We start from the raw sequence: 24,043 nt of genomic DNA on the forward strand, positions 1-24,043 counted from the left end.
CGCGGCGGCGCGTCCTCGCGGTCCGCCCGCGACCCCGCGAGTCCAGACCGCGCGGTACCGATACCGGTGGGCGCGAACGCCCGCGGCCGTAGCATCGGCATGTGCCTTCCATCCGGCCGATGCCGTCGTTCCGTGCCTCGCGCTCGGCGCGCGAACTGCCACGCGTCCCCGTGCCCACCGCGCGCGCCATCGTCGATTGCGGCGTCTACGTGCAGGGACGACGCCTGCCCGGCCGGTTCACCCACCGCGACGCGTGCGCCGAGGTGCGCAATCGCGGCGAGGGTTTCGTGTGGGTCGGCCTGCACGATCCCGACGACCGCCAGATGGGCGATATCGCCGAGACATTCGGCCTGCACGCGCTCGTCGTCGAGGACGCGGTCAAGGCCAGGCAGCGCCCCAAACTCGAACGCTACGACGACACCCTGGTGCTGGTGATGCGCACCGTCTCCTATGTCGAGCACGAACTGCACAGCGTCAGCGAGATCGTGGAGTCCGGCGAGATCATGGTGTTCTGCGCACCGGATTTCGTGGTCACCGTGCGCCACGGCGAACATTCCGGACTGGCGTCGGTGCGCAAACAGCTCGAAGCCGATCCGGCGATGCTCATGTACGGGCCCGGCGCGGTGCTGCACGCCGTCGCCGACTACGTGGTCGACACCTACATCGAGGTCGCCGCTTCGGTGGAACTCGACATCGACGCGATGGAGGAAGAGGTCTTCACGCCGCGCAGCCAGGTCGCCGTGGAATCGATCTACCAGCTCAAACGCGAGGTGGTCGAATTGCGCCGTGCGGTGACCCCGCTCGCGATACCGCTGCAACTGCTCGGGCACAAACCGGATCTGCCGCTGCCCAAGGAGATCCGGCGCTACCTGCGCGATGTCGCCGACCACCACACCGGCGTGGCCGAACGCATCGCCGACTTCGACGGCTCACTGAGCGCGCTCATCAGCGCCGCGCTGGCCAAGATCGGCGTGCAGCAGAACACCGACATGCGCAAGATCTCGGCGTATGTCGCCATCGCGGCCGTGCCGACCATGGGCGCGGGCATCTACGGCATGAACTTCGAGCACATGCCGGAACTGCGCTGGACCTACGGCTATCCGCTGGTGCTCTCGGTGATCGCGGTGGCCTGCGTCGCCTTGTTCGTGACGTTCCGACGCAACCACTGGCTCTGAACGGCCGCCCTACAGCGTCGCCGCGCCGCGCTCCGGGTCACGGATATCGATTCCGGCCTCGGCCCACGCCTCGCGCAACGCCGCCGCGCCGCGCACCCGCACCCAAGCCGCCTCGGTGGCGGTCACCGGCGTCACCGTGAGGTAGCGCACCGGGTCGGCGGGCTCGGGCAGCACGACCTCGGGGATATCGCTGTCGCCGAGCAGCACCGCCGTGAACGGGGCGCCCGAGAACAGCGGTTCGCCGAGATCGAGCAGCGCGTCGGAACGCAGCACGACACCTTCCACGGACGGTGTCGCGGCCAACACGCCGAGTCCGCGCACCAGACCCGCCGTGACCGCGACGCCGTGGCGCAGGGTGAGCACGAGCTCGGCGCGCGGCCCGCGCACCGGATCCGCCAGCGCGTCGGCCGGATCGCCCATGGGGTGGCGCGATCCGCCGAGGGTCACGTAGTGCACCAACTCGCCGTCGAGGATGCGCAGGATCTCGATGGGCTCGACGCCGAGGAAGGTCACCGAGGCCGTGTCGACCCCGGCGGCGTCGACCCCGAAATGGCCGAGGACGCCCGCGCGGACCCGGTCGAGGACGCCCACGGTCAGATCGCCAGCCTGGCGAGCAGGTCGCGCGCCTGTTCCGCCGATTTCGGATCGCAGAGCACGTCGTAGCGCCCGGCGACCAACTGCATGGTCGAGGCGAAATCGCGCTGCCCCTTGGTGGCCGCGTACGGGATCGTGGTGGTGATGACACCGAAGATGATGCCGCCGACCAGGCCGACCAGCAGCGGTCCGAAGGCGCCGCCGGTGGTGAACAGGCTCAGCAGCAAGCCGAGGAAAAGGCCGAGCCACGCGCCGCTGACCACGCCGCCGCCGATGACCTTGCCCCAGGTCAGCCGGTAGAGCACCCGCTCGACCTGCATCAGGTCGACGCCGACGATCGTCACGTCCTGCACCGGGAACTGGTTGTCGGCCAGGTAGTCGACGGCCTTCTGCGCCTCCGCGTAGGTCGGGTAGGAGCCCACCGGCCAGCCCGACGGCGGGGTTGGCAGACCCTGCCGGGCGCGATTCGAGCCTCCCAATGGATTCGTCATGGTCCCATTCTGCTATTCGGACTCGTTTCGCGGCGGGGTGAACCGCGTGGTGCGCGTCATCCCGGCCGCCCTGCCCTTGTCGGCGACGACCTGAGCCATCTTCGCACTCGCCTCGTCGATCATCTCCTCGCCCAACATCACCGCGCCGCGCGCGCCGCCCGCGACCGAGGTGTGGTAGGCGTAGGCGTCCAGGATCTCCTCGGCGCGATCGTATTCGGCTTGCCGCGGGCTGAAGATCTCGTTGGCGAGGTCGACCTGACTCGGATGCAGCACCCATTTGCCGTCGAAACCGAGCGCGGCGGTGCGGCAGGCGGCCCTGCGGAAGCCTTCCGGATCGCGCACCTGCAGGTAGGGGCCGTCGATGGCCTGTAGGCCGTTGGCGCGCGCGGCGAGCAGGATCGTCATGAGGATGTGATGGTAGGCGTCGCCGAAGTCGTAGCCCTCCGGCTGTTCACCGACCACGAGGGTGCGCATGTTGATGCTGGCCATGAAGTCGGCGGGCCCGAACACCAGGGTCTGCACGCGGGGGCTCGCGGTGGCGATCTCATCGATATTGCGCAGGCCGACGGCGTTCTCGATCTGCGGTTCGATGCCGATGCGGCCGAGTTCCAGTCCGCAGGTCTTCTCCAGTTGGGTCAGCAGCAGATCCAGGGCGCGTACCTGTCCGGCGTCGGTGACCTTCGGCAGCAGGATCGCGTCCAACGCCGCGCCCGCGCCCTCGACCACCGCGATGACATCGGCGTAGGTCCACTCCGTCGACCAGTCATTGACGCGCACCACCCGGAGTTGCGTTCCCCACCCCGAATCGTTGAGCGCGGCGACGATATTCGCGCGCGCTTGCACCTTGGCGGCGGGCGCGACGGCGTCCTCGAGATCGAGAAAGACCTCGTCGACGGGCAGAGTCTTGGCTTTCGCGATCATTTTCACGCTGCTGCCTGGGCAGGCGAGCACGGATCGGCGCGGCTTCATGAACACTCCTGTCGTCCGTGGCGCGGCGTGGACGCCCGCCGACGAACCTCTAGCCTGGCAGCATGGCAGCTACCAGGGTGTACGTCGCCAGGCTGGCAGGCCTGACGGTGCTGGGTCCGGACGGGGAGTCTATCGGCCGGATCCGCGACGTGGTCGTGGCCGTCCGATACGACCGCCAGCAGCCGCGGGTGCACGGACTGGTCGTCGAATTGCCGAGCCGCAGGCGGATATTCGTGCCGATGCTGCGGGTCACCGCGATCGAGCCGGGGGTGGTCACGTTGAATACCGGTACCGTGAGTCTGCGCCGTTTCGCGCAACGTCCAGGGGAGCTGCTCGCCCTCGCGCAGATCGTGGACTCCAATGTCATGGTCGATGATCCCGACCTGCCCGATCTGGACGATATCGAGGTCTATGTGGTCGATCTCGGCATCGAACTCACCCGGACGCGGGACTGGCGGATCTCGCGGGTCGCGGTGCGCGGGCACCGGCGCATCGGGCGAAGGCGCACCGTGCACGTGGTTGACTGGTCGCGGGTGTCGGGTCTCACACCGTACGAGAGCGGCGGGCCGAATCAGGACGTCACCACACTGCTCGAACAGTTCGAGGGCCTGCGGGCCGCCGATGTCGCGCACCTGCTGCGCGAGCTGCCGGAGAAACGCAGGCTGGAAGTGGTCGAGGCGCTCGACGACGAACGCCTGGCCGACGTGGTGCAGGAATTGCCGGAGAACGACCAGATCGATCTGCTCGGCCATCTCGAGGTCGGCCGCGCCGCCGACGTGCTGGAGGCGATGGACCCCGACGACGCCGCCGACCTGCTCGGCGAGCTGTCGACGGGGGAACGCGAATCGCTGCTGGCGCTGATGGATCCGCAGGAATCCGAACCGGTGCGCAGGCTGCTCGAATACTCCTACGACACCGCGGGCGGCCTGATGACGCCGAAACCGGTGATCCTCACGCCGTCGACCACGGTCGCCGAAGCGCTGGCGCGGGTCCGCAATCCCGACCTGACGCCCGCACTGTCGTCCATGGTCTTCGTGGTCCGCCCGCCAACGGCGACTCCGACCGGAAGATATCTCGGCTGCGTACATCTCCAGCAACTGCTGCGCGAACCTCCGGCGCATCTGGTGGGCGGCATACTCGACAGCGATCTCTCGCCATTGCGCGCCGAAGTTCCGCTGGCGGCGGTGACGCGCTATTTCGCGACATACAACCTGGTCTGCGGACCGGTGGTGGACGAGCAGGACCATCTGCTCGGCGCCGTGACCGTCGACGACGTGCTCGATCACCTGCTGCCCGAGGACTGGCGCGAACACGAACAGGCGCACGAGGGAGTGCCGGGACATGAGTGAGAAGAGTCAGGCGCGGCAGCGGCTGGAGACGCCGGTCGGGTCGCGGTTCCGGATCGACTGGGACGCCGAGGCGTTGGCGCGCAGCAGCGAGAAGGTGGCGCGCTTCCTCGGCACCGGACGTTATCTCGCGATCCAGAGCGTCGTGGTCATCGTGTGGATCGTGCTCAACATCTTCGTGGTGGCGCTGCGCTGGGACCCGTACCCGTTCATCCTGCTCAACCTCGCGTTCTCCACCCAGGCCGCCTATGCCGCGCCGCTGATCCTGCTGGCGCAGAACCGGCAGGACAACCGGGATCGGGTGGCACTGGAGGAGGATCGAACCCGTGCGGCGCAGACCAAGGCCGACACCGAATTCCTGGCCCGCGAACTCGCGGCGCTGCGACTCGCCGTCGGTGAGGTGGCGACCCGTGACTATCTGCGTCGCGAACTGGACGAGATGCGCGACGCCGTGGACCGGATCGAGGCCGCGGTGTCACCCGAGCGTGTTCACGACGTGAACAAGTCGGGTGTGAACAAGCCGGGAAAGCCCCGTCGCAAGAAATCCTCCGGCCACAAGCCCGCTACGGACTCGATATCGTTACCCGTTGTCGATGATTGACGTGAAATGCTCAACAACCACTTGACCGATCGGTAACCTGGATCTCGTTGTCCCGAGCGTGTCCGGTTCGTGATCTTCCCGGGCAGGCGCGCTCTCTCGACGTAGAGATTGGTGTGGTCGCATGCGAATATCCGCTCCGATAACCGTATCGGCCCTGGTCGTCGCGGGACTTGTCGCCACGGGGTCGACTACGAATACCACAGACGAAACGAAAGCGCCACAGGCACCCGAGGCGTTGCTCGCCGCGTCGAGTCAGTCCGGGGGCTCCAGCAACATCGCGGACAACACGGCGGAAACGCAGCTGTCTCGGACAGTCGGCCTGCTCGCGGTCACCCCCGACGCGCCGCGCAAACTCACCGCACTGACCCCGCCCGCCGACGGCGCGGCCCCGTTCGCGGGCGCGGTACCCCTTCGTGACATCGCGTTACCCGCCACGGGCGGCGCCCTCGGCATTCCCGAGATCGTGCTCGCCGCCTACCGCAACGCCGAACTCGCGATGGCCTCGCAGGCGCCCAACTGCGGCCTGACCTGGAATCTGCTCGCGGGCATCGGCCGCATCGAGTCCGCGCACGCGAGCAACGGCCGCACCGACGCCGCGGGCACCTCGGTGACCCCGATCTTCGGCCCCGCCCTCGACGGCACCCTGCCCGGCAACGAAGTCATCAAGGCGACCGACGGCGGTTACGTGCGCGCGCTCGGGCCGATGCAGTTCCTGCCGAGCACCTGGAGCCACTACGCCGCCGACGGCAACGGCGACGGAGTCGCCGACCCGCACAACGTCTTCGACGCCACCGTGGCCGCGGGCAAATACCTGTGCTCGGGCGGGCTGAACCTACGTGACCCAGCCCAAGAGCTACGCGCGGTACTGCGCTACAACAACTCGATGTCCTACGCCGCCAACGTGCTGAGCTGGTCCGCGGCCTACCGCACCGGCGGCACCCCGGCCCAGGTCAGCATCTCCCCCGATCTCATCCCGCCGGGCCAGGCCCCGATCCAAGCCGGACCCGACATGCTTGCCGTCAACACGGTCACCCCGACCACGCCGGGCGCCGCCGGTCAGCTGCCGCCCAACACCTCGACCACCGTCGCGCCCGCGACACCCACCACGCCCGCGCAGGTCATGATCAACATCCCCGGCCTGCCCCCGATTCCGTGCGGCATCTTCTGCCCGCCGCCGCCCCCGCCCGCGAATCCCTGTGCGGTGCAGACGGTTCCCGCGCCGATGCCGCGCCCCGGCGATCCCGCCCTTCCGCCCGCGGCGGCCACCCAGAACTTCGGCGCCGACAATCCGAAGCCCGAGGCGGCGAATCAGCCCGCGCCGGTCTGCGCGCCGCCCGCGGTCACCGAACAGCAGGTGCCCGCGCCGCGGTCGGTCGAGGCGCCGCCGCAGCAGCAGGCCGAACAGCCCGAGGTGGCCACCACACAGCCGCCCGAGCCGCCCGCGGCCGAGCCCGCACCGCCCGTCGCGCCGCCCGCGATCACCCTGCCGTTCAATATCGTGATCCCGCTGCCGCCCGCACCGGTGGGCTGAGCCTGCTCGGTCCGTGTCGCGAAGTTCAAACGTGACAACAGATCACGAAGGAGTAACAAAAAGATCTCGGATGCGGTAGCCTCTCCTCAAGTTCGATTTGGTTGTCAGCGGAGGAGGGCACCACACCGTGGGGCGTCACCGTAAACCTTCGTCCGGAAGTCTCGGGCGGAGTTCAGTTCTCGCGCTTTCAGGTCTTCTCCCCGCCGGACTGGTCGCCGTCGCGGGCGCCTCCGATCTCGACCCCGGAGATTTGACCGACGCGATCCAACAGACCCCCGCCGACGGGGAGACCGCGCTCGGCGCCAGGCTCGCCGCCGCGCTGGACGAAACAGCGGGCCACGTCATGGCCAAGCAGAATGTCGCCCCGCCGCCGGTCGTCAAAACCGTTGCGCTGGCCGAGAACCGGGAACGGGCCGACCTGCCCGCGGGCGCGCTCGGCATTCCCGGCGTCGCCGTCGCGGCCTATCAGAAGGCCGAGCACATCCTCGAGGCCGAGAACCCGGAGTGCAATATGCCGTGGTCGATGCTCGCGGGCATCGGCCGGGTCGAATCCACCCACGCCTTCGGCGGCAAGGCCGATGTCGACGGCAATCCGCTCAGCCCGGTCTACGGCCCGGTGCTCGACGGATCGCTCTACGGCAACCACGTCATCAGCGACACCGACGGCGGCGAACTCGACGGGCTCGGCGGCTACGACCGTGCCATCGGCCCCATGCAGTTCCTGCCCGAAACCTGGAAGCGCTACGCCGCCGACGGCAACGGCGACGGCATCGCCGATCCGCAGAACCTGTACGACGCGGCGCTCACCGCGGGCAAGTACCTGTGCAGCGGCGGCTTGAACATGCGCGACCTCGCCCAGCAGACCCGCGCCATCCTGCGCTACAACAACTCGATGGCCTACGTCGCCAACGTGATGGCCTGGGCCAACTCCTACAACTCGGGCGTCGCTCCGAAGCCCGCGGAGCTGCCCAAGATCTGACAGCACTACAGTCGAGTCATGTCAGTGGTCACGGAATCGGATGTGCGGGGCGCGCTCGCGAAGGTCGACGACCCGGAGATCCGCAAGCCGATCACCGAACTCGGCATGGTCAAGAGCATCATCATCGGTCAGGGCGGCGACGTCCACATCGAGGTGTACCTGACCACGGCGGGCTGCCCGCTGCGCACCGAGATCACCCAGCGGGTCACCAAAGCCGTCGCCGACGTGCCCGGTGTCGGCGCGGTCTCGGTGGATCTCGACGTCATGGACGACGCGCAGCGCACCGCCCTGCGCAAGCAGCTGCGCGGCGACTCCGCCGATCCGGTGATCCCCTTCGCGCAGCCCGGCTCGCTCACCCGCGTGTACGCGGTGGCCTCGGGTAAGGGCGGCGTCGGAAAGTCCAGCGTCACGGTCAATCTGGCGGCCGCGATGGCCGCGCGTGGGCTGTCGGTCGGCGTGCTCGACGCGGATATCTACGGTCACTCCATCCCGAGGATGCTCGGCTCCGACGCGCGGCCGACCCAGGTCGAGCGCATGATCATGCCGCCCGTCGCGCACGACGTGAAATTCATCTCGATCGCGCAGTTCACCCAGGGGAACACGCCGGTGGTGTGGCGCGGCCCGATGCTGCACCGCGCGCTGCAACAGTTCCTCGCCGACGTGTTCTGGGGCGATCTGGACATCCTGCTGCTCGATCTGCCGCCCGGCACCGGCGACGTGGCGATCTCCATCGCCCAGCTGATCCCGAACGCGGAGATCCTCGTCGTCACCACCCCGCAGGTGGCCGCGGCCGAGGTCGCCGAGCGCGCGGGCTCGATCGCGTTGCAGACCCGCCAGCGCATCGCGGGCGTCGTGGAGAACCAGTCCTGGATGGATCTGCCCGACGGCTCCCGGATGGAGCTCTACGGCTCGGGCGGCGGCCGGACGGTGGCCGATAGCCTCAGCCGGGCGGTCGGCGCGAGTGTCCCGCTACTCGGACAGGTCCCGATCGAAAAGGAGCTGCGCGAGGCAGGCGACGACGGCGTCCCGATCGTGCTGCGCGATCCGGAAAGCGCCTCGGCCAAGGCGCTGATCGAGATCGCCGACAAACTCGCGGTGCGCCGTCGCGGCCTCGCGGGCATGTCGCTGGGGATCGACACCACCCGCCACCTCTGAATCTCTCGGATCCGAGTCCGGCGCACCGAAGGCGCGTGCCGGGTGTCGGCGGGTGCCAATAAGCTCGTCACATGCTCACGCTGCTTGTCTACGTGCTGTTCGTCGGTCTGGTGGCCGTCGTGCTGTTCCTGCTCGCGAGTGCGGTGTTCGGGCGGGGGGAGGAATTGGGCCCGCTGCCGGAGGGCACGACGGCGACGGTGCTGCCCGCGGAAGGGATAAGCGGCGCCGATGTGCGCGCGCTGCGCTTCCAGCAGGCGGTGCGCGGCTACAAGGCGGGCGAGGTCGACTGGGTGCTCGCCCGGCTCGCCGCCCGCATCGACGAACTGCAGTCGGAGTTGGCGCAGACCCGAGGCGCGACCATCGCACGCGGCGGTTCCCCGTTCCCCGCTCAGCCGCTGCCGCCGCGTCCGGCGTGGGGCGTCACCGAGAAGGCCGCCGACGAGGTTTCCGGGCCGCTGGCCGGACTTACGGGCCCGAGGCCCGCGGTGTCCCCCGACGCTCCCGATGCCGCGCCCGAGGCTCCGAGGTGACCGCCGAACTCGCCGCCGACGGCCGTATCCGGTGCCCGTGGTCGGACGGTTCCCAGCTGTATCGCGATTACCACGACACCGAGTGGGGCCGCCCGCTGCACGGCGACGACGCGATGTTCGAACGAATGTGTCTGGAAGCATTCCAGTCGGGTCTGGCGTGGATCACCATCCTGCGTAAGCGGCCCGCGTTCCGTACCGCATTTGCGGGATTCTCCATCGAACACGTGGCCGAGTTCGGCGCCGAGGACGTGAACCGATTGCTCGCCGATACCGGCATCGTGCGAAACCGGGCGAAAATCGAGTCGGCGATCGCCAATGCCAAGGTTGCCCGCGCGCTCGACGCCGGCTTGGACGAGCTGATCTGGTCCTTCGCGCCGCCCGCACGCCCGCGACCGCGCGCGATCGGCGACGTGCCCGCGACCAGTCCCGAATCCATCGCTCTGGCAAAAGAATTGAAGAAACGCGGATTCCGGTTCATCGGACCGACCACGGCGTACGCACTCATGCAGGCAACCGGAATGGTCGATGACCATCTGATCGATTGCTGGGTGCGCCACGACGGGTGAAGTCTCGACCTAGGGATCACATTTCGAACTCAGGTATCCGTCGAGTTCGGCGATAGGGAAGAATGGTACCGGTGTAGCTTGCCAAATGCCGGTGAGCTCACTGGTTGGTGACAACTGGAGTTCCAAGAAAGTGCGCAGAAGACCGCGCAGATCTGGAGGGAGCAGAGGATGGCGGCCATGAAGCCCCGCACCGGGGACGGTCCCCTCGAGGCAACCAAAGAAGGGCGTGGAATCGTCATGCGGGTTCCACTCGAGGGTGGCGGGCGTCTGGTCGTCGAACTCACACCGGACGAGGCAGCGGCGCTCGGCGACGAATTGAAGAGTGTCACCAGCTAGTCCCACGCGTCGCGCCCGCACGGGTCGCCGCGATATCCCCGGTATTTCGGGGATCAACGGCGCTGCCCATGCACCCGGCCCTCGCTGAAGTGGCCGCCCTGCTCGCGTGCCCGGAATGCGGTCTGCCACTGGCGGCAGCCGACCGGGTACTGCGTTGCGGGCGCGGGCACAGTTTCGACGTCGCCAAACAAGGCTATGTCAGCCTCCTGACCGGCGCGTCGACCAAAATGACCGGCGACACCGCCGACATGCTCGACGCCAGGGCGGCATTCCAGGGCGCTGGGCATTTCACACCGATCGCGCTGGCGTTGGTGACGGCCACCGGATCACGGTTGTCGGGCGGGACCGGCGCGACGGCGGAGGGCCTCGCGGTCGAGGGTCGGACTGCGCCCGCCGACGCCACGTTCGCCGAGACGAGCGCGGTACTCGAGATCGGGGCGGGCACCGGCTACTACCTGGCCCACCTGCTCGACGCTGTACCTTCGGCGCTCGGCATCGCGCTCGATGTGTCCAAACCCGCGGCGCGCCGGTGCGCACGCGCCCACCCGCGCGCCGCGTCGGTGCTCGCCGACGCATGGCGCGGGCTGCCGATCGGCGACGGCCGCCTCGACGCCGTGCTCGCCGTCTTCGCCCCGCGCAATCCCGCCGAGGTCGCCAGGGTGCTGCGCGCGGACGGCCGCTTCGTCGTCGCCGGCCCGACCCCGCGCCACCTCGCCGAATTGGTCGGCCCGCTGGACATGGTCACCGTCGACCCGGACAAGGACCGCAGACTGGGCGAGGCCGTGGCGGGGCACTTCGAACAGCTCGACCGCACGGTGGTGGAGTACTCGATGGCGTTGTCGCACTCCGATATCGCCCACGTCGTCGGCATGGGCCCCTCCGCGTTCCACGCGGGTGATCGCATGCGGCAAGCCATAGCCGCGCTTCCGGAGAGCGTCGAAGTCACCGCGTCCGTGATCGCCTCCACCTTCCGACCCGTGCCGCGCTGAAATCCGGGAGCACTGACCGCGGAGCCGGTGCTACCGACCTGAGCACACCCACACCGATGTACGCCGCAGGCGACGTAGCCCGCTCAGTACTTGCGGACCCGGTCGTACACCTCGATCGTGCGGGCGGCGATGGCGGCCCAGTCGAATTCCGCGATGGCTCTTTCCCGCCCGGCGGCGCCGAACCGGTCGGCCCCGGCGGGGTCGGCGGCGACCTCGTTGACGGCGTCGGCCAAGTCGCGTTCGTAGTCCTCGGCGGCGCTCGGGTCGTAGTGGACCAGGCGGCCGGTCTCGCCGTCGCGGACGACCTCGGGGATGCCGCCGACGTCGGAGGCGACCACGGCGGTGCCGCAGGCCATGGCCTCCAGGTTGACGATGCCGAGCGGTTCGTACACCGAGGGGCAGATGAAAACCGTGGCGGCCGCGAGAATCTGCCGGATCTGCTCGGTGGGCAGCATCTCCCGCACCCAGAACACGTTGCCTCGGCCCTGCCGCAGTTCCTCGACGGCGGCGGCCGTCTCCACCTCGAGTTCCCTGGTGTCGGGCGCGCCCGCGCACAGGATCAGCTGGATGTCGGGGTCGAATCGGCGCGCCGCGGCGAGCAGGTGCCCGACCCCCTTCTGCCGGGTGATCCGGCCGACGAAGGCCGCGACGGGCAGATCGGGGCGGACGCCGAGTTCGGTCAGGACCGGCCTGGCCTCCGGTTCGGCCGCCCCCGGATGCCACAGGGTCGCGTCGATCCCGTTGTGCACCACGTGCACCCGGTCCGGGTCGAGGGCCGGGTAGGCGTCGAGCACGTCGTGGCGCATGCCTTCACTGACCGCGATCACCGCGTCGGCGTGTTCCACGGCGTTGCGCTCGGACCAGGACGACAGCCGGTAGCCGCCGCCGAGCTGTTCGGCCTTCCACGGCCGCCGCGGTTCCAGCGAATGCGCGGTGAGCACATGCGGAATGCCGTACAGGGTGGCCGCGAGATGGCCCGCGAACCCGGTGTACCAGGTGTGCGAATGCACCACGTCGACGTGTCCCGCTGCATCGGCCATCCGCAGCTGCGCCGACATCATCTGCAGCGCCGCGTTGGCCGCGTAGAGCATCGGATCCGGCTGATGCACCACCGCGTCGGTGCGCGGAACGCCCATGCAGTGCACGGTGACCTCGGCGAGCTGCCGCAGGCGCGTCACCAACTGCGTGACATGCACCCCGGCCCCGCCGTACACCTCGGGGGGATATTCGCGGGTCAGCATCGCCACCCGGAGGCGCTCGTGCGCCCCGTCCTGGTGCGCGCCACCGGGTGTGCTGTGCGCGATCTCGTCGCGACTTGGCTCGGCCGCACCGGATCCCGCCGCCGAGCGCCCGCCGTCCGTGCCGAAACTCACGGCTTCAAAGTAGACGCTCGGGTCCGCAGGGGCCACTCACACCCGCACTTCACGGTAGTTTGGCACGTGTGAGGAGCCAGCCGCACGTACTCGGGATCGTGCTCGCCGGTGGCGAGGGCAAGCGCCTGTTTCCGCTCACGGCGGATCGTGCGAAGCCAGCGGTGCCCTTCGGGGGCGCATACCGCTTGATCGATTTCGTCTTGAGCAACTTGGTGAACGCGGGCTATCTCCGGCTGTGCGTGCTCACCCAGTACAAGTCGCATTCCCTGGACAGACATATCTCCCAGACCTGGCGCCTGTCGGGTTTCGCGGGTGAGTACATCACCCCGGTGCCCGCACAGCAGCGACTCGGCCCGCGCTGGTACACCGGCAGCGCCGACGCGATCATGCAGTCGCTGAACCTGATCTACGACGAGGACCCCGAGTACATCGTGGTGTTCGGCGCCGATCACGTGTACCGCATGGATCCGGAGCAGATGGTCTCGCGCCACATCGAATCCGGCGCGGGCGTCACGGTGGCGGGCATCAGGGTGCCGCGCAGCGAGGCGAGCGCCTTCGGCTGCATCGATTCCGACGACGACGGCCGGATCACCCAGTTCCTGGAGAAGCCCGCGCACCCGCCGGGCACGCCGGACGACCCGAACGTCACCTTCGCTTCGATGGGCAACTACGTGTTCACCACGAAGGTGCTCGTGGAGTCGATCCGCGCCGACGCCGAGAACTCCGATTCCGACCACGACATGGGCGGCGACATCATTCCCGCGCTGGTGGCCGCCGGTCAGGCCGCGGTCTACGACTTCGCCGACAACGAGGTGCCCGGCGCCACCGAACGCGATCGCGGGTACTGGCGCGACGTGGGCACCATCGACGCGTTCTACGAGGCCCATATGGACCTGGTCTCGGTGCATCCGGTCTTCAACCTCTACAACCGGCGCTGGCCGATCCGCGGCGCCGCCGAGAACCTGCCGCCCGCCAAATTCGCGCAGGGCGGGCTCGCCCAGGAGTCCATCGTCGGCGCGGGCAGCATCCTTTCGGCGGCGACGGTGCGCAATTCGGTGCTGAGTTCGAACGTGGTGATCGATGACGGCGCCACGGTCGAGGGCAGCGTGCTGATGCCAGGGGTGCGGATCGGGCGCGGCGCAGTGGTGCGGCGCGCCATCCTCGACAAGAACGTGGTGGTCGCCGATGGCGAGATCATCGGCGTCGATCTCGAGCGCGACCGGCAACGTTTCGCGGTCAGCAACGGCGGTGTGGTGACCGTCGGGAAGGGTGTTTGGGTCTGATCCCGAGTTCGCGATCGAAGGCGGCGACGTCGGGTCAGGGCTGGGACTGGATCGTCGGCCTCGGGCAGAACGGTTCGCACGGGCCCGGGGTGCGCGGCGTCGTCGGGCGGTCCCGGTCACCGAAGTCGGCGGTGCTGACCAGGATCATGGCGACCACGGCGACCAGCACGATGAGCACGAACACGACACTGGCGCCCGCCCACTCCTCGCGGTCGTTCTCGTTGTCGTTGCGGAACATCGCCGTACACCCTTCACCATCGCGACCTCGTCGGCGGTGCGCCGCCACGAACTCTCGGCGGCTCGCCGCGGCGACCGCCGACGTAGGTGTCCCGAGGGCCGCGAGCCCTACGGCGCGGGTTGTGCCGCGCCGCAGAACGGTTCACAGGTACCCGACGGCGGCGGCGCCTTCGGCGGACCGGTGTCGAAATCGGCATTGCTGACCAATAGGAGCACGATCAGCGCCACCGCGATCACGGCGCCGAAAACGACCGATATCACCATCATCCAGTCCGGTGCCGAACGTTCGCTGACGATGATGCCGACGTGTGCGGTCTCGGCGACCTCGGAACTACGTTGCCAGAACATTGTCATACCTCTGCGTCTCGATGTGGCTGTCGCATACCCGTCGCGACCGCCTCGACGCGGGTGACACGCCTATGGGCTCGAGCACACCGGTCGGATCAGCCTCGGGAGGCGCAGAGCAGTCCGTCGCCGACGGGGATGAGGACGCTGGTCAATTCGGGGTCCTCGGCGATGGCCCTGGTGGCCGCGCGCACGGCCTGGGTGGCCGGATCGCGCTGGGACGGGTCGGGCACGCGCCCGCCGAGTAGTGCGTTGTGCAGCAGGATCGCACCGCCCGCGCGGAGTAATCGCACCGCTTGCGCCACGTACTGGGGGTGTTCGAGCGGTGCGGCATCGATGAAGACGAGGTCGTAGGCGCCGTCGGCGAGGCGGGGCAGGACGTCGAGCGCCCTGCCGTTGATGAGCCGGGTGCGGGCGGGCGGGATATCGGCGGCGCGGAAGGCGTCCTTGGCGGCGCGCTGGAGTTCGGGCTCGGAATCGATGGTGGTCAGCGTGCCGTCCTCACGCATTCCGTCGAGCAGCCACAGTCCGCTGATGCCGGCACCGGTGCCGACCTCGACGACCGCGCGAGCGTCCAGCAACTGGGCGTACATGCTCAGCAGTGCCCCGACCGACGGCGGCACCGGCGCCGCGCCCAGTTCGGTGGCCCGTTCGCGCGCGCTGACGAGGATCTCGTCCTCCACGACGGATTCTTCCACGTAGGAGAGATTTCGCTCCAGGTTCGATGCCACCGTATGAGGCTAGCTGTCCGCGCCTCGTACGCACCCGCTACCGACCGAGACAGTGGACTGTGGCGTCGCACAACGGGGGCTCGCGCAATTTCTCAGGTGTCCCTCAGGGTCTCCACACCCCTGGCATATCGGGACAAGAAAGAGTATGGACACGCAGGACCATACGACCGTGATACGCGGGACCGGGGAACAACGACATACATGTTGTCGGTTGTATCCGTACGTGGCGGCCCGAGACCCGGACCGCCGTGACCGTTCCGAGCTGTTTACGGTCCCGAGTAGGAGGTAGCCCCATCCACATGGTCAAAGGTTCCTTTGCGACATTACCGGGGCAGGCCGCGGAGGGGGAAACCGGTGCCGTGCCGGAATCCCGGCCCGCCGAGTCCACCGAATACGCCACGCTGCCCGAGCGCGTCCCCGCCTTCGAAGACGGCGACCTCATCTCCGCCGAGTCCACCCCCACCGACTCCGCCCCCACCGATTCCGAGGAACTGACCGGCACCGCCGCCTTCGACGCGACCGGCGACCGCACCGCCATGCCGTCCTGGGACGAGTTGGTGCGCGAGCACGCCGACCGCGTGTACCGACTCGCCTACCGCCTCTCCGGTGACGCGCAGGACGCCGAGGATCTCACCCAGGAGACCTTCATCCGCGTCTTCCGCTCGCTGTCGAACTACCAGCCGGGCACCTTCGAGGGCTGGCTGCACCGCATCACCACCAACCTGTTCCTCGACATGGTGCGCAGGCGCAACCGGATCAGGATGGAGGCGCTGCCGGAGGACTACGAGCGGGTGCCTGCCGACGGCCCAACGCCCGAGGACGCCTACCACGACGCCCGCCTCGATCCCGACCTGCAATCCGCACTCGACTCGTTGGCGCCGGAATTCCGCGCCGCCGTCGTACTGTGTGACATCGAGGGCCTGTCCTACGAGGAGATCGGCGCGACGCTCGGGGTCAAACTCGGCACCGTGCGCAGTCGCATCCATCGTGGGCGTCAGGCACTGCGCGACTACCTTGCGCATAATGGATCACAGCAGCGGTTCGCCGCTGACGCGAATTTCGGGTGATACCACCGTCCCCGTGGCGGTCGGCGGCGCCCGTTCGGGTGGATGATGTCGGTCGTCGGAAGGGTGAGCACCGCATGAGTGGCGAGTCCAGCACGTCCGGTCGTTCGCCGCGGTTCCGTCCCACCGAGCATCTGGCCAGTGAGGCCGTCGCCGCGTATGTGGACGGGGAGCTGCGGATGAACGCCTACCTTCGTGCCGCCCAACATCTTTCCCTCTGCCCCGAATGCGCGGCGGAGGTCGACGCGCAGCAGCAGGCGCGTATCGCGTTGCGCCAGTCCGGTCAGGTGTCGATTCCCACCGGCCTGCACGACAGCCTCACCCGCATCCCGCTGGCCGAGTTGCCCGGCGCGGGCACCGAGTTGCCCGGGCGCGCCCCGCACGCGAACCCACGCAACGAGGCCGTTCTCGGATTTCTGACCGATTCGTTCACCGCGACCCGGTGGACCATGTGGTGGCGCAAGTAGAGTTCAGCGCGTGACCACCGAATCACCGAACACCGGACCTGTGTCTGACGCGCCCGCCGTGTCCGATATGCCCGCAGCGGGCGACACCCCCGATTCGGCGGCCAACGGGGGAAATCTGAGACCGTCGGACGCGCCCGTACTCGGGCCGCGCCCGGTCTATCGCCCCGAGGTCGATCCGCATACCGCCACCGCCTTCGGCCGTCCCGCGGGCCAGACCGGTTCCTTCGACGCGCGCCCCGCCTCGCGCGCCGGTTCCGGCATCGCACCGCTCGGCCCGGAGTCGCAGCAGCGCCCGCCGGACGCGGTGCTCGCCGAGGCGTTCGGCCGTCCCGCCGGTTCCACCGAACTGCTCCAGCGCGATCCCGACGCCGAGGATGCCGCCGCCGCGATCGCGGGTCCGCCCGATCCGTGGCGCGATCCGAATTCCGCCGCGCGGCTCGGCGCGCCCGCGGTGGCGACGCCGGTCGCGCAACCGCTGCCGCAGTCGCGCAAGCTCACCGCGCGCGAAGTGCTCTTCGGTACGCGGGTGGCGCCCAAGGCGCTGGCCGTGCTGGCCGCGGTGGCGTTGGCCATCGGCCTGATCGGCGGTCTGGTCGGCAGGCTCACCGCGGAGGCGACGACCACGCTCACCTCACGCAAGGTCACCTTGCAGCAGTCCGGCGACACCGAGCGCCCGCACGGGCTGATCTCACAGGTCGCCAATGCCGTACTGCCGTCGGTGGTTTCGATCCGGGTCACAGTCGGCGAGAGCGGCGCGACCGGTTCCGGCGTCGTCATCGACGGCACGGGCTACGTGGTGACCAACAATCACGTGGTCTCGATGGCCGCGCAGGACAAGAGCGGCAAGGCCGCGATCCAGGTGACCTTCTCCGACGGCTCCCGCGTGCCCGCCAATATCGTGGGCCGCGACCCGAAGACCGATCTCGCGGTGCTCAAGGTCGATGTGAAGAACCTCACGGTCGCGAAGTTGGGCAAGTCCGCCGACGTCCAGGTCGGCGACGACGTGCTCGCCATCGGCTCACCGCTCGGACTGAGCAAGACCGTCACCTCCGGCATCGTCAGCGCGCTGCACCGCCCGGTGAAGTTGCAGGGCGAGGGCAGCGACACCAACGCGGTGATCGACGCGGTGCAGACCGACGCCTCCATCAATCCGGGTAATTCCGGTGGCGCGCTGGTGGATATGGAAGGCCGGGTCATCGGCATCAACACCGCGATCCGCAGCGAGACCGGCGGTTCGGTGGGTCTCGGCTTCGCCATCCCGGTCGACGTGATGACCGAGGTCGCGCAGACATTGATCCGCGACGGCCAGATGCACCATCCGACCATAGGTCTGAGCGTGCGCACCAAGACCGTCGCGAACGAGGTCATGAGCGGCGCGGTGGTGGCCGATGTGCGCGACGGTGGACCCGCGGCGCGGGCGGGCATCGTCGAAGGCGACATCATCGTCCAGATCGGGGATCGCCCGGTGACCAGTTCGGAGGAGTTCACCGTCGCCGAGCAGTTGCAGGACATCGGCAAGTCGGTGACGGTGCAGGTGATCCGGGACGGCCGCCGCGTCGACATCCCGGTGACCTTCGAATCCGACTGAGCCCATCGGCAATCCAGCAGCGATCCGACCGCGAATTGTCGGCGGACCGGAAGCGCCCGCGCGGGTGCGGAACTCGACCCGCGCGTCGGCGTGGCTTTCCCGGTGGTCGGCGGCGTGCTCACCGGCTGTCACCGAAAGCGGAGGCCGAGAAGTCCCGGCTCGGCTGCGGTAGCCTGGTCTGGTGTTCAGCAATGTCGGTTGGAGCGAGATGATGATCTTGCTCGTGGCCGCCCTCGTCATTCTCGGCCCGGAGCGGCTGCCGGGAGCCGTGCGCTGGACCACGCGCAGTCTGCGTCAGGTGCGCGACTACGCGAGCGGGGCAACGGCGCAGTTGAAGCAGGATCTCGGCCCCGAATTCGAGGAGCTGCGCAAGCCTCTGGCCGACCTCAACGAGCTGCGCACCATGTCGCCGCGCACGGTGCTCACCAAACATCTGCTCAACGGTGACGATTCGGTGTTCCGCGAGCTCGACAAGGCGCTGCCGGCCAAGGAGGACCTGTTCGGCACGGCGAGCGGCATGCCGGACTATCCGATGCCGAAGCTCGAGAAGCCGCTGGAACGCAACGAGCGCCCGCCGATCGATACCGACGCAACCTGAGGCGGTCCCGGCCTTTCCGACCGGGTGCGAGACGGCCGAATCGAGCCCGGAAAACACCACTGAGAAGCGCGGACAGCCGAAACAGACTGGGCTGTCGAAAAGTTCACGGTGTCAAGTAGGCTAGACCCCTGACGGTGTCCAGCTGTCTAGACTTCGCACATGTCGGCCGATGACGTGGCGCGAGTCTTCGCGATCGAGGACAAAGTCGAAAGACTCAAAGCGGCCACCGACGGGGTGGCGGCGGCGCAACAGACGATCAATGAACTAACCCGGATCCGCAGGGCGGTCATCAGGGAACTACACGCCGAGGGCTGGACCTTCGCCAGAATCGGCGCCGCCGCGGGGCTCTCCCGCGCGCGCATCCATCAGGTGAGCACCCAGGGCCCGGCACCCGAAGGGCTGTTCTTCGGGCACGGCACCCTGACGGTGCTGGTACCGGAGATCCGCGCCGGGCGCATACTCGGCGCACCCGACCCGAACGCGGGCACCCGGCTGGTCGAGCTGCTGCGCGAGCTCGGCTTCACCGCGACCGTGGAAACCTTCCTGCCAGGGCGGCCCATCGACCTGAACCGCGACGGCCTCATCGCCGTCGGCGGGCCGGAACTGTCGCCGAGCCTGCGCCAGCTCATCGCCGCCGATCCTCGGCTGCGGCGCGCGGTGACCAGGGCGGGCGACGCGCGGCGCGGGATCGAGGACAGGGCGGCCCGGCGCGTCTACCGGCCCGGCGGCCCCGAACCGCACGACATCGCCTACCTGGCCCGGCTGCCGCGCCCCGACGGGCGCGGCACCTGTCTGCTCATCGACGGACTGCACCCGCCGGGTTCGCTCGGGGCCATCCGACTGCTCGCGACCCGGTTGGCCACGCTGCACGAACGCGCGGCCAACCACCTGTTCTCGGTGCTCATCGCGGTCCGCTACGACCGCGCCACCGGCGAGCCCGTCGACGCGGACCTGTTGACCCCGGTATACCGCCACGATTCGAGCGATACGCGCTCGGCGGCGCCGCGCACCCGACGCTGAACCGGTCGGTCGGGTGCCGAATCCCGCCGCGCGCCAAGGCGATAGCCCTCTCGCTCCGCGCTATGCGAGAGGGTAGCCAGCTCTCCCGATACACCGAGTTCACCCCGCTACGGATGTACCGAAACCTCGATGTGGTGCAGTTCACTACCTCCCGCCGCGCCGCCTGTTTGCGACTGCGTATAGATTGCTAGTTGATAACTATTGGCGTGAGCAAGTGTGCGCGCGGCGGATCGGACCGCTGCCGCACTGTCCGACAACCCTCTCGGGAGGCCGTTGTGAACCTCGTCGTCGTCATCGGTGTTGTCCTCTTCATCGCGGGCGTCGCGGTCGTCGTCGCGGGCTTCCTGCGCCGCTCCGGGGCGAATCACCACCTGACCGTGGCCGATATCCAGGCCAGACTGGCCAGCGAGGAGGATCTCGACACGATCACCGATCGCGCCGTCGGCCGTACGTCCGCCTCGCTACGCGGGCCGCGGCCGGTTACGCGGCCCGGAGCAGGCATATCCCGCCCCGCTATTTCCTGAGCTCATCGCGATATTCCGGGTCGTCACGATGCCGGTGGGTCGTCATGGTCCGCTGAGTAGCCGCAGCCTTCCGTGGCCTCGCGGCCAGGGCACCGCGATTTCGCGGGCACCGCGACTTCGGGCCGTACGGGGCGCCGTGACTTGTCCGGCACTCGCGAATCAGACGCCACGCCGAATGTCGCCCTGCTAGCTACGCTCGAGGTGTCGGCGATACCGGATGTGCCGCCGATCCCGTGCGTGGGGACGCGGTCGAACGAGGAGCGGTGTGGTGCGCGAGCTGCTCGATCAGCTCATGACTTTGATCACGAACGAACCGGTCGCTCTGGCCCGAGTGGTCGAAACGACCGGCGCCGGACCGCGCCTGCCCGGCGCCGCCATGATCGTGACGAACTCCGGGACCGTCCTCGGATCACTGTCGGGCGGATGCGTCGAGGCGGCGGTCATCGAATCGGCGCGCACCGCACTCGCGGAAGCAGGCGCCACCCTCGACCGATTCGATGACACGGGCGAGGACGAATTCGCGATCGGCCTCCCCTGCGGCGGCGAGATGACGGTCTTCGTAGAACGCGTCGACCGCGCACACCTACCCCTGCTCCACGAGTTGCGCGACACCGTCGCATCGGGACACCCCATCGCCCTCGCGACCACACTGACCGAACGCCCCGACTGGACGCTGCTGCGCCCCGGCGAGGACGTGCCGTGGCACGGCGTCGACCGCGACGCCCGCGCCCTGCTGCGCGCCGGGCGCAGCGGACTGGTCGGAGGTGGACTCGCGGCTGATCCTGTCGGCAGCGGGCCCTTCGGCGGGGTCCCGGCCGGTGAACCCGGCACCGATGAACCGGTCGATCGCCTCTTCGGCGGCGGACTGATCAGCAATGGACCTTTCGGCGAGCAGGCCGAGCGACCGCGTCCGCTGACGTTCGTGCACTCCTTCGCCACACCGCCGAGGATGATCCTCACCGGCGCCAACGACTTCGTCCGCGCGCTGAGCCGGACGGGCGGCGACCTCGGCTACCGGGTCACGGTGGTCGATGCCCGCGCGACCTTCGCGACTCGAGCCCGCTTCCCCGCCGCTCACCAGGTGGTCGTGGACTGGCCGCACCGCTATTTCGAAGCCGAGCTGGCCGAAGGCAGGCTGGATTCGCGGACCGTGGTGTGCGTGATGTCACACGACGACAAGTTCGACGTGCCGATGCTCGCGGCCGCACTGCCTCGCGACCTGACCTTCGTCGGCGCCATCGGCTCCCGCCGCACCCACGCCGCACGCCTCGCGCTCCTACGCGCCGCCGGTGTCGGGGAAGACGCACTGCGCCGCCTCCGCAGCCCACTCGGCCTCGACCTCAACGCACGCACCCCCGAGGAGACCGCGATATCCATCGCGGCGCACATCCTCGCGGTCCGCGACGGAGGTTCGGGCCGTCCGCTCGAACACCTCGAAGGCCCGATCCACCGCTGAGAGGCCTGACCGTCCACGGACGGCGCCTGATCTATCGCCGGAGCGGACGATCCGCCATCGAAGACCCGACCCGCGGTCGAGTGCCCGACGCACCGCTGAGATCGCGGGTCGCGGAGAGGCGACGGCGGGCGGTTCGATGCGCACCCGAATCCGGTTGGCGTGCGTGTCGGTACAGTCGTGCACATGTTCAGCTCCACCGCCGTGCCCCTTCCCACGTTGTGCGGCAAACCGGTGGCGACGGACCGGGCACTGGTGATGGCGATCGTGAACCGCACGCCCGACTCCTTCTACGACCGCGGCGCGACCTTCGGCGATTCGGCGGCGATGGACGCGGTGGCGCGGGCGGTGGACGAGGGCACGGATCTGGTCGACATCGGCGGGGTCAAGGCCGGGCCGGGCGATCACGTCGACGCCGCCGAGGAGTCGCGGCGGGTGCTGCCGTTCGTCGCGGCCATTCGGGAGAAGTATCCGGACCTGCTGATCAGCATCGATACGTGGCGGTCCGAGGTGGCGCGGGCCGCGGTCGCGGCGGGCGCCGACCTGATCAACGACACGTGGGCGGGCGCGGATCCCGAGCTGGTCCCGGTGGCCGCGGAACTCGGCGCGGGGATCGTGTGCAGTCACACCGGTGGCGCGATACCGCGCACGCGCCCGCATCGGGTCCGCTACGCCGATGTGGTGGCGGAGGTGACCGAGACGGTGGTGCGCGCCGCCGAGCGGGCGCGGGCGGCGGGTGTGCGCGCCGATTCGATCCTGATCGACCCGACGCACGACTTCGGCAAGAACACCTACCACGGACTCGCCCTGTTGCGCGGAGTCGACGTTCTTGTAAATACCGGATGGCCGGTGCTGATGGCACTGAGCAACAAGGATTTCATCGGGGAGACTTTAGGTGTCGATCTGTCCGAACGGTTGGAGGGCACGTTGGCGGCGACAGCGTGGTCGGCCGCGGCGGGAGCCCGTGTTTTCCGAGTTCACGAAGTCGCCGCGACCCGGCGGGTGGTGGACATGATCGCCGCGATCCAGGGCATCCGGCCCCCCGCACGAACTCTGCGAGGTCTGGTATGAGCATCCACCGCGAACCCGCGTGGGCGACCACGAATACCTTCGACAATCCCGATTGGACGGTGGACGAACTCGTCGCCGCCAAGAACGGGCGCACCGTCTCGGTGGTGCTGCCCGCGCTCGACGAGGAACGCACCGTCGGCGATGTGGTGGCCAGCATCCGGCCGCTGCTCGGCACACTGGTGGACGAACTGGTCGTGCTCGACTCCGGTTCCACCGACGCCACCGCCGAACGCGCCGCCGCGGCGGGCGCCGAGGTCTTCAGCCGCGAACAGGCCGTGCCCGAACTCGAGCCCGCGCCGGGCAAGGGCGAGGTGCTGTGGCGTTCGCTGGCGGTGACCAGCGGCGACCTGATCGCCTTCGTCGATTCCGATCTCATCGATCCCGATCCGGCCTTCGTGCCGAAACTGCTCGGCCCGCTGCTGACGGTCGAGAACATGCACCTGGTGAAGGCGTACTACCGGCGTCCGCTGCGCCAGGGCGATTCGGTGGACGCGCACGGCGGCGGCCGGGTCACCGAACTGGTCGCGCGCCCGCTGCTCGCCGCGCTGCGCCCGGAGCTGTGTCACGTCCTGCAACCGCTCGGCGGCGAATACGCGGGCACGAGAGAACTGCTGACGTCGGTGCCGTTCGCCCCCGGCTACGGCGTCGAGATCGGCCTGCTGCTCGACACCTACGACCGTCTCGGCCTCGACGCCATCGGCCAGGTGAACCTCGGAGTGCGCACCCACCGCAACCGCCCGCTGGCCGACTTGGGCGTCATGAGCCGCCAGATCCTCGGCACGGTACTCGGCCGCAGCGGCGTCCATGACTCGGGCGCGGCACTGACCCAGTTCCCCCTGATCGGCGACGCGTTCACCGCGCACAGCACCGAAGTGTCGCTCTCCGACCGCCCACCGATGAACACCCTGCGCCCGACCCGCGTAGCCGCCTGAACGCACGAGCGGGTCGACGCGACGACGTGCCCGAAGCCGCACGCGTCCGTCGACCTCGAGCGCTCGTGACCACGACCGGTTGCCCATCGGCGGCC

At 69.0% G+C, this 24,043-nt stretch carries 26 protein-coding genes and 1 pseudogene; 20 read left to right on the plus strand and 7 right to left on the minus strand.

What is annotated here, in order from left to right:
- Positions 1 to 101: 101 nt before the first annotated feature.
- Positions 102 to 1,175: a magnesium and cobalt transport protein CorA gene (locus IT779_RS06180; RefSeq protein ID WP_408637727.1), complete on the plus strand. Its 1,074-nt coding sequence runs from the start codon at positions 102 to 104 to the stop codon at positions 1,173 to 1,175.
- A 9-nt stretch (positions 1,176 to 1,184) separates the two neighbouring features.
- Here IT779_RS06180 and IT779_RS06185 read toward each other — a convergent pair whose 3' ends face one another.
- The 3 genes from IT779_RS06185 to IT779_RS06195 are packed head-to-tail and all read right to left on the minus strand — an operon-like array spanning position 1,185 to position 3,229.
- Positions 1,185 to 1,766: a suppressor of fused domain protein gene (locus IT779_RS06185; RefSeq protein WP_196148183.1), complete on the minus strand. Its 582-nt coding sequence runs from the start codon at positions 1,764 to 1,766 to the stop codon at positions 1,185 to 1,187.
- Between the two features lie 2 nt (positions 1,767 to 1,768).
- A complete protein-coding gene (locus IT779_RS06190) occupies positions 1,769 to 2,260 on the minus strand; it encodes a general stress protein (RefSeq protein ID WP_040709651.1) in 492 nt (163 codons plus the stop codon).
- Positions 2,261 to 2,272: 12 nt separating this feature from the next.
- The gene (locus IT779_RS06195; RefSeq protein WP_196148184.1) at positions 2,273 to 3,229 is read right to left on the minus strand and encodes an HpcH/HpaI aldolase/citrate lyase family protein; all 957 of its coding nucleotides are present in this window, start codon (positions 3,227 to 3,229) and stop codon (positions 2,273 to 2,275) included.
- Positions 3,230 to 3,291: 62 nt separating this feature from the next.
- On the opposite strand from IT779_RS06195, the gene IT779_RS06200 reads away from it, so the two are divergent.
- The 9 genes and pseudogenes from IT779_RS06200 to IT779_RS06240 all read left to right on the plus strand — a co-directional run bounded on the left by IT779_RS06200 (position 3,292) and on the right by IT779_RS06240 (position 11,262).
- Positions 3,292 to 4,578: a magnesium transporter MgtE N-terminal domain-containing protein gene (locus IT779_RS06200; protein WP_196148185.1), complete on the plus strand. Its 1,287-nt coding sequence runs from the start codon at positions 3,292 to 3,294 to the stop codon at positions 4,576 to 4,578.
- On the plus strand, positions 4,571 to 5,176 hold the full coding sequence (locus IT779_RS06205; protein ID WP_196148186.1) for a DUF1003 domain-containing protein: 606 nt from the start codon (positions 4,571 to 4,573) through the stop codon (positions 5,174 to 5,176). Before IT779_RS06200 ends, IT779_RS06205 begins: the two co-directional genes overlap by 8 nt.
- Positions 5,177 to 5,297: 121 nt before the next feature.
- Positions 5,298 to 6,707: a lytic transglycosylase domain-containing protein gene (locus tag IT779_RS06210; protein WP_196148187.1), complete on the plus strand. Its 1,410-nt coding sequence runs from the start codon at positions 5,298 to 5,300 to the stop codon at positions 6,705 to 6,707.
- A gap of 127 nt (positions 6,708 to 6,834) precedes the next feature.
- Positions 6,835 to 7,686: a lytic transglycosylase domain-containing protein gene (locus IT779_RS06215; RefSeq protein WP_196148188.1), complete on the plus strand. Its 852-nt coding sequence runs from the start codon at positions 6,835 to 6,837 to the stop codon at positions 7,684 to 7,686.
- 18 nt (positions 7,687 to 7,704) lie between these two features.
- A complete protein-coding gene (locus tag IT779_RS06220) occupies positions 7,705 to 8,841 on the plus strand; it encodes an Mrp/NBP35 family ATP-binding protein (RefSeq protein WP_196148189.1) in 1,137 nt (378 codons plus the stop codon).
- A 71-nt stretch (positions 8,842 to 8,912) separates the two neighbouring features.
- Positions 8,913 to 9,191, plus strand: a pseudogene (locus IT779_RS37495) (DivIVA domain-containing protein); the annotation flags it as partial.
- 176 nt (positions 9,192 to 9,367) lie between these two features.
- Complete coding sequence (locus IT779_RS06230) at positions 9,368 to 9,937, plus strand: DNA-3-methyladenine glycosylase I (RefSeq protein ID WP_196148191.1); 570 nt, start codon at positions 9,368 to 9,370, stop codon at positions 9,935 to 9,937.
- A 168-nt stretch (positions 9,938 to 10,105) separates the two neighbouring features.
- Positions 10,106 to 10,273, plus strand: a complete 168-nt coding sequence (locus tag IT779_RS06235) for a DUF3117 domain-containing protein (protein ID WP_011211259.1) — start codon at positions 10,106 to 10,108, stop codon at positions 10,271 to 10,273.
- A 68-nt stretch (positions 10,274 to 10,341) separates the two neighbouring features.
- Positions 10,342 to 11,262, plus strand: coding sequence for a putative RNA methyltransferase (locus IT779_RS06240; RefSeq protein ID WP_196148192.1), 921 nt, complete (start codon positions 10,342 to 10,344; stop codon positions 11,260 to 11,262).
- An 83-nt stretch (positions 11,263 to 11,345) separates the two neighbouring features.
- Here the strand turns inward: IT779_RS06240 and glgA are convergent, their stop codons facing one another.
- Positions 11,346 to 12,503 (minus strand): glycogen synthase, encoded by a 1,158-nt coding sequence (gene glgA, locus IT779_RS06245; protein ID WP_196148542.1) that lies wholly within the window; start codon positions 12,501 to 12,503, stop codon positions 11,346 to 11,348.
- 200 nt (positions 12,504 to 12,703) lie between these two features.
- Here glgA and glgC point away from each other — a divergent pair, with 200 nt between their 5' ends.
- Positions 12,704 to 13,918, plus strand: coding sequence for a glucose-1-phosphate adenylyltransferase (glgC, locus tag IT779_RS06250; protein WP_196148193.1), 1,215 nt, complete (start codon positions 12,704 to 12,706; stop codon positions 13,916 to 13,918).
- Between the two features lie 34 nt (positions 13,919 to 13,952).
- On the opposite strand, the gene IT779_RS06255 is transcribed toward glgC, so the two are convergent.
- The 3 genes from IT779_RS06255 to IT779_RS06265 all read right to left on the minus strand — a co-directional run bounded on the left by IT779_RS06255 (position 13,953) and on the right by IT779_RS06265 (position 15,231).
- Complete coding sequence (locus IT779_RS06255) at positions 13,953 to 14,156, minus strand: hypothetical protein (RefSeq protein ID WP_196148194.1); 204 nt, start codon at positions 14,154 to 14,156, stop codon at positions 13,953 to 13,955.
- A gap of 107 nt (positions 14,157 to 14,263) precedes the next feature.
- Positions 14,264 to 14,503, minus strand: coding sequence for a hypothetical protein (locus tag IT779_RS06260; protein WP_196148593.1), 240 nt, complete (start codon positions 14,501 to 14,503; stop codon positions 14,264 to 14,266).
- Positions 14,504 to 14,598: 95 nt separating this feature from the next.
- A complete protein-coding gene (locus IT779_RS06265) occupies positions 14,599 to 15,231 on the minus strand; it encodes an O-methyltransferase (protein ID WP_196148195.1) in 633 nt (210 codons plus the stop codon).
- A 440-nt stretch (positions 15,232 to 15,671) separates the two neighbouring features.
- Here IT779_RS06265 and sigE point away from each other — a divergent pair, with 440 nt between their 5' ends.
- From sigE to IT779_RS06310, 9 genes are all read left to right on the plus strand, one after another.
- Positions 15,672 to 16,298 (plus strand): RNA polymerase sigma factor SigE, encoded by a 627-nt coding sequence (gene sigE, locus IT779_RS06270; RefSeq protein ID WP_196148543.1) that lies wholly within the window; start codon positions 15,672 to 15,674, stop codon positions 16,296 to 16,298.
- Between the two features lie 74 nt (positions 16,299 to 16,372).
- The gene (locus IT779_RS06275) at positions 16,373 to 16,762 is read left to right on the plus strand and encodes a hypothetical protein (RefSeq protein WP_196148196.1); all 390 of its coding nucleotides are present in this window, start codon (positions 16,373 to 16,375) and stop codon (positions 16,760 to 16,762) included.
- 10 nt (positions 16,763 to 16,772) lie between these two features.
- Positions 16,773 to 18,350: a S1C family serine protease gene (locus IT779_RS06280; RefSeq protein ID WP_408637728.1), complete on the plus strand. Its 1,578-nt coding sequence runs from the start codon at positions 16,773 to 16,775 to the stop codon at positions 18,348 to 18,350.
- 181 nt (positions 18,351 to 18,531) lie between these two features.
- Complete coding sequence (gene tatB, locus IT779_RS06285; RefSeq protein ID WP_196148197.1) at positions 18,532 to 18,948, plus strand: Sec-independent protein translocase protein TatB; 417 nt, start codon at positions 18,532 to 18,534, stop codon at positions 18,946 to 18,948.
- A 159-nt stretch (positions 18,949 to 19,107) separates the two neighbouring features.
- Positions 19,108 to 19,968 carry a hypothetical protein gene (locus tag IT779_RS06290; protein WP_196148198.1) on the plus strand — a complete coding sequence of 287 codons (861 nt, stop codon included), beginning with the start codon at positions 19,108 to 19,110 and terminating at the stop codon, positions 19,966 to 19,968.
- 275 nt (positions 19,969 to 20,243) lie between these two features.
- Positions 20,244 to 20,492 carry a hypothetical protein gene (locus IT779_RS06295; RefSeq protein ID WP_196148199.1) on the plus strand — a complete coding sequence of 83 codons (249 nt, stop codon included), beginning with the start codon at positions 20,244 to 20,246 and terminating at the stop codon, positions 20,490 to 20,492.
- A 277-nt stretch (positions 20,493 to 20,769) separates the two neighbouring features.
- A complete protein-coding gene (locus IT779_RS06300) occupies positions 20,770 to 21,948 on the plus strand; it encodes an XdhC family protein (RefSeq protein ID WP_408637735.1) in 1,179 nt (392 codons plus the stop codon).
- 183 nt (positions 21,949 to 22,131) lie between these two features.
- A complete protein-coding gene (gene folP / locus IT779_RS06305) occupies positions 22,132 to 23,016 on the plus strand; it encodes a dihydropteroate synthase (RefSeq protein WP_196148200.1) in 885 nt (294 codons plus the stop codon).
- Positions 23,013 to 23,948, plus strand: a complete 936-nt coding sequence (locus IT779_RS06310) for a glucosyl-3-phosphoglycerate synthase (RefSeq protein WP_196148201.1) — start codon at positions 23,013 to 23,015, stop codon at positions 23,946 to 23,948. The genes folP and IT779_RS06310 overlap by 4 nt, the downstream gene beginning before the upstream one ends.
- Positions 23,949 to 24,043: the final 95 nt, after the last annotated feature.

The sequence above is a fragment of the Nocardia bovistercoris genome (genome assembly GCF_015674855.1).
Taxonomy (GTDB): Bacteria; Actinomycetota; Actinomycetes; order Mycobacteriales; family Mycobacteriaceae; genus Nocardia; species Nocardia bovistercoris.

What these genes read in the sequence shown, in the direction of transcription:
- IT779_RS06275 (WP_196148196.1), top strand. Translation starts at nt 16,373, where the DNA reads ATGAGTGGCGAGTCCAGCACGTCCGGTCGTTCGCCGCGGTTCCGTCCC.
- folP (WP_196148200.1), top strand. Translation starts at nt 22,132, where the DNA reads ATGTTCAGCTCCACCGCCGTGCCCCTTCCCACGTTGTGCGGCAAACCG.
- IT779_RS06200 (WP_196148185.1), top strand. Translation starts at nt 3,292, where the DNA reads ATGGCAGCTACCAGGGTGTACGTCGCCAGGCTGGCAGGCCTGACGGTG.
- IT779_RS06255 (WP_196148194.1), bottom strand. Translation starts at nt 14,156, where the DNA reads ATGTTCCGCAACGACAACGAGAACGACCGCGAGGAGTGGGCGGGCGCC.
- glgA (WP_196148542.1), bottom strand. Translation starts at nt 12,503, where the DNA reads ATGCTGACCCGCGAATATCCCCCCGAGGTGTACGGCGGGGCCGGGGTG.
- IT779_RS06235 (WP_011211259.1), top strand. Translation starts at nt 10,106, where the DNA reads ATGGCGGCCATGAAGCCCCGCACCGGGGACGGTCCCCTCGAGGCAACC.
- IT779_RS06220 (WP_196148189.1), top strand. Translation starts at nt 7,705, where the DNA reads ATGTCAGTGGTCACGGAATCGGATGTGCGGGGCGCGCTCGCGAAGGTC.
- IT779_RS06205 (WP_196148186.1), top strand. Translation starts at nt 4,571, where the DNA reads ATGAGTGAGAAGAGTCAGGCGCGGCAGCGGCTGGAGACGCCGGTCGGG.
- IT779_RS06260 (WP_196148593.1), bottom strand. Translation starts at nt 14,503, where the DNA reads ATGTTCTGGCAACGTAGTTCCGAGGTCGCCGAGACCGCACACGTCGGC.
- IT779_RS06210 (WP_196148187.1), top strand. Translation starts at nt 5,298, where the DNA reads ATGCGAATATCCGCTCCGATAACCGTATCGGCCCTGGTCGTCGCGGGA.
- IT779_RS06290 (WP_196148198.1), top strand. Translation starts at nt 19,108, where the DNA reads ATGTCGGCCGATGACGTGGCGCGAGTCTTCGCGATCGAGGACAAAGTC.
- IT779_RS06190 (WP_040709651.1), bottom strand. Translation starts at nt 2,260, where the DNA reads ATGACGAATCCATTGGGAGGCTCGAATCGCGCCCGGCAGGGTCTGCCA.
- IT779_RS06310 (WP_196148201.1), top strand. Translation starts at nt 23,013, where the DNA reads ATGAGCATCCACCGCGAACCCGCGTGGGCGACCACGAATACCTTCGAC.
- IT779_RS06240 (WP_196148192.1), top strand. Translation starts at nt 10,342, where the DNA reads ATGCACCCGGCCCTCGCTGAAGTGGCCGCCCTGCTCGCGTGCCCGGAA.
- IT779_RS06195 (WP_196148184.1), bottom strand. Translation starts at nt 3,229, where the DNA reads ATGAAGCCGCGCCGATCCGTGCTCGCCTGCCCAGGCAGCAGCGTGAAA.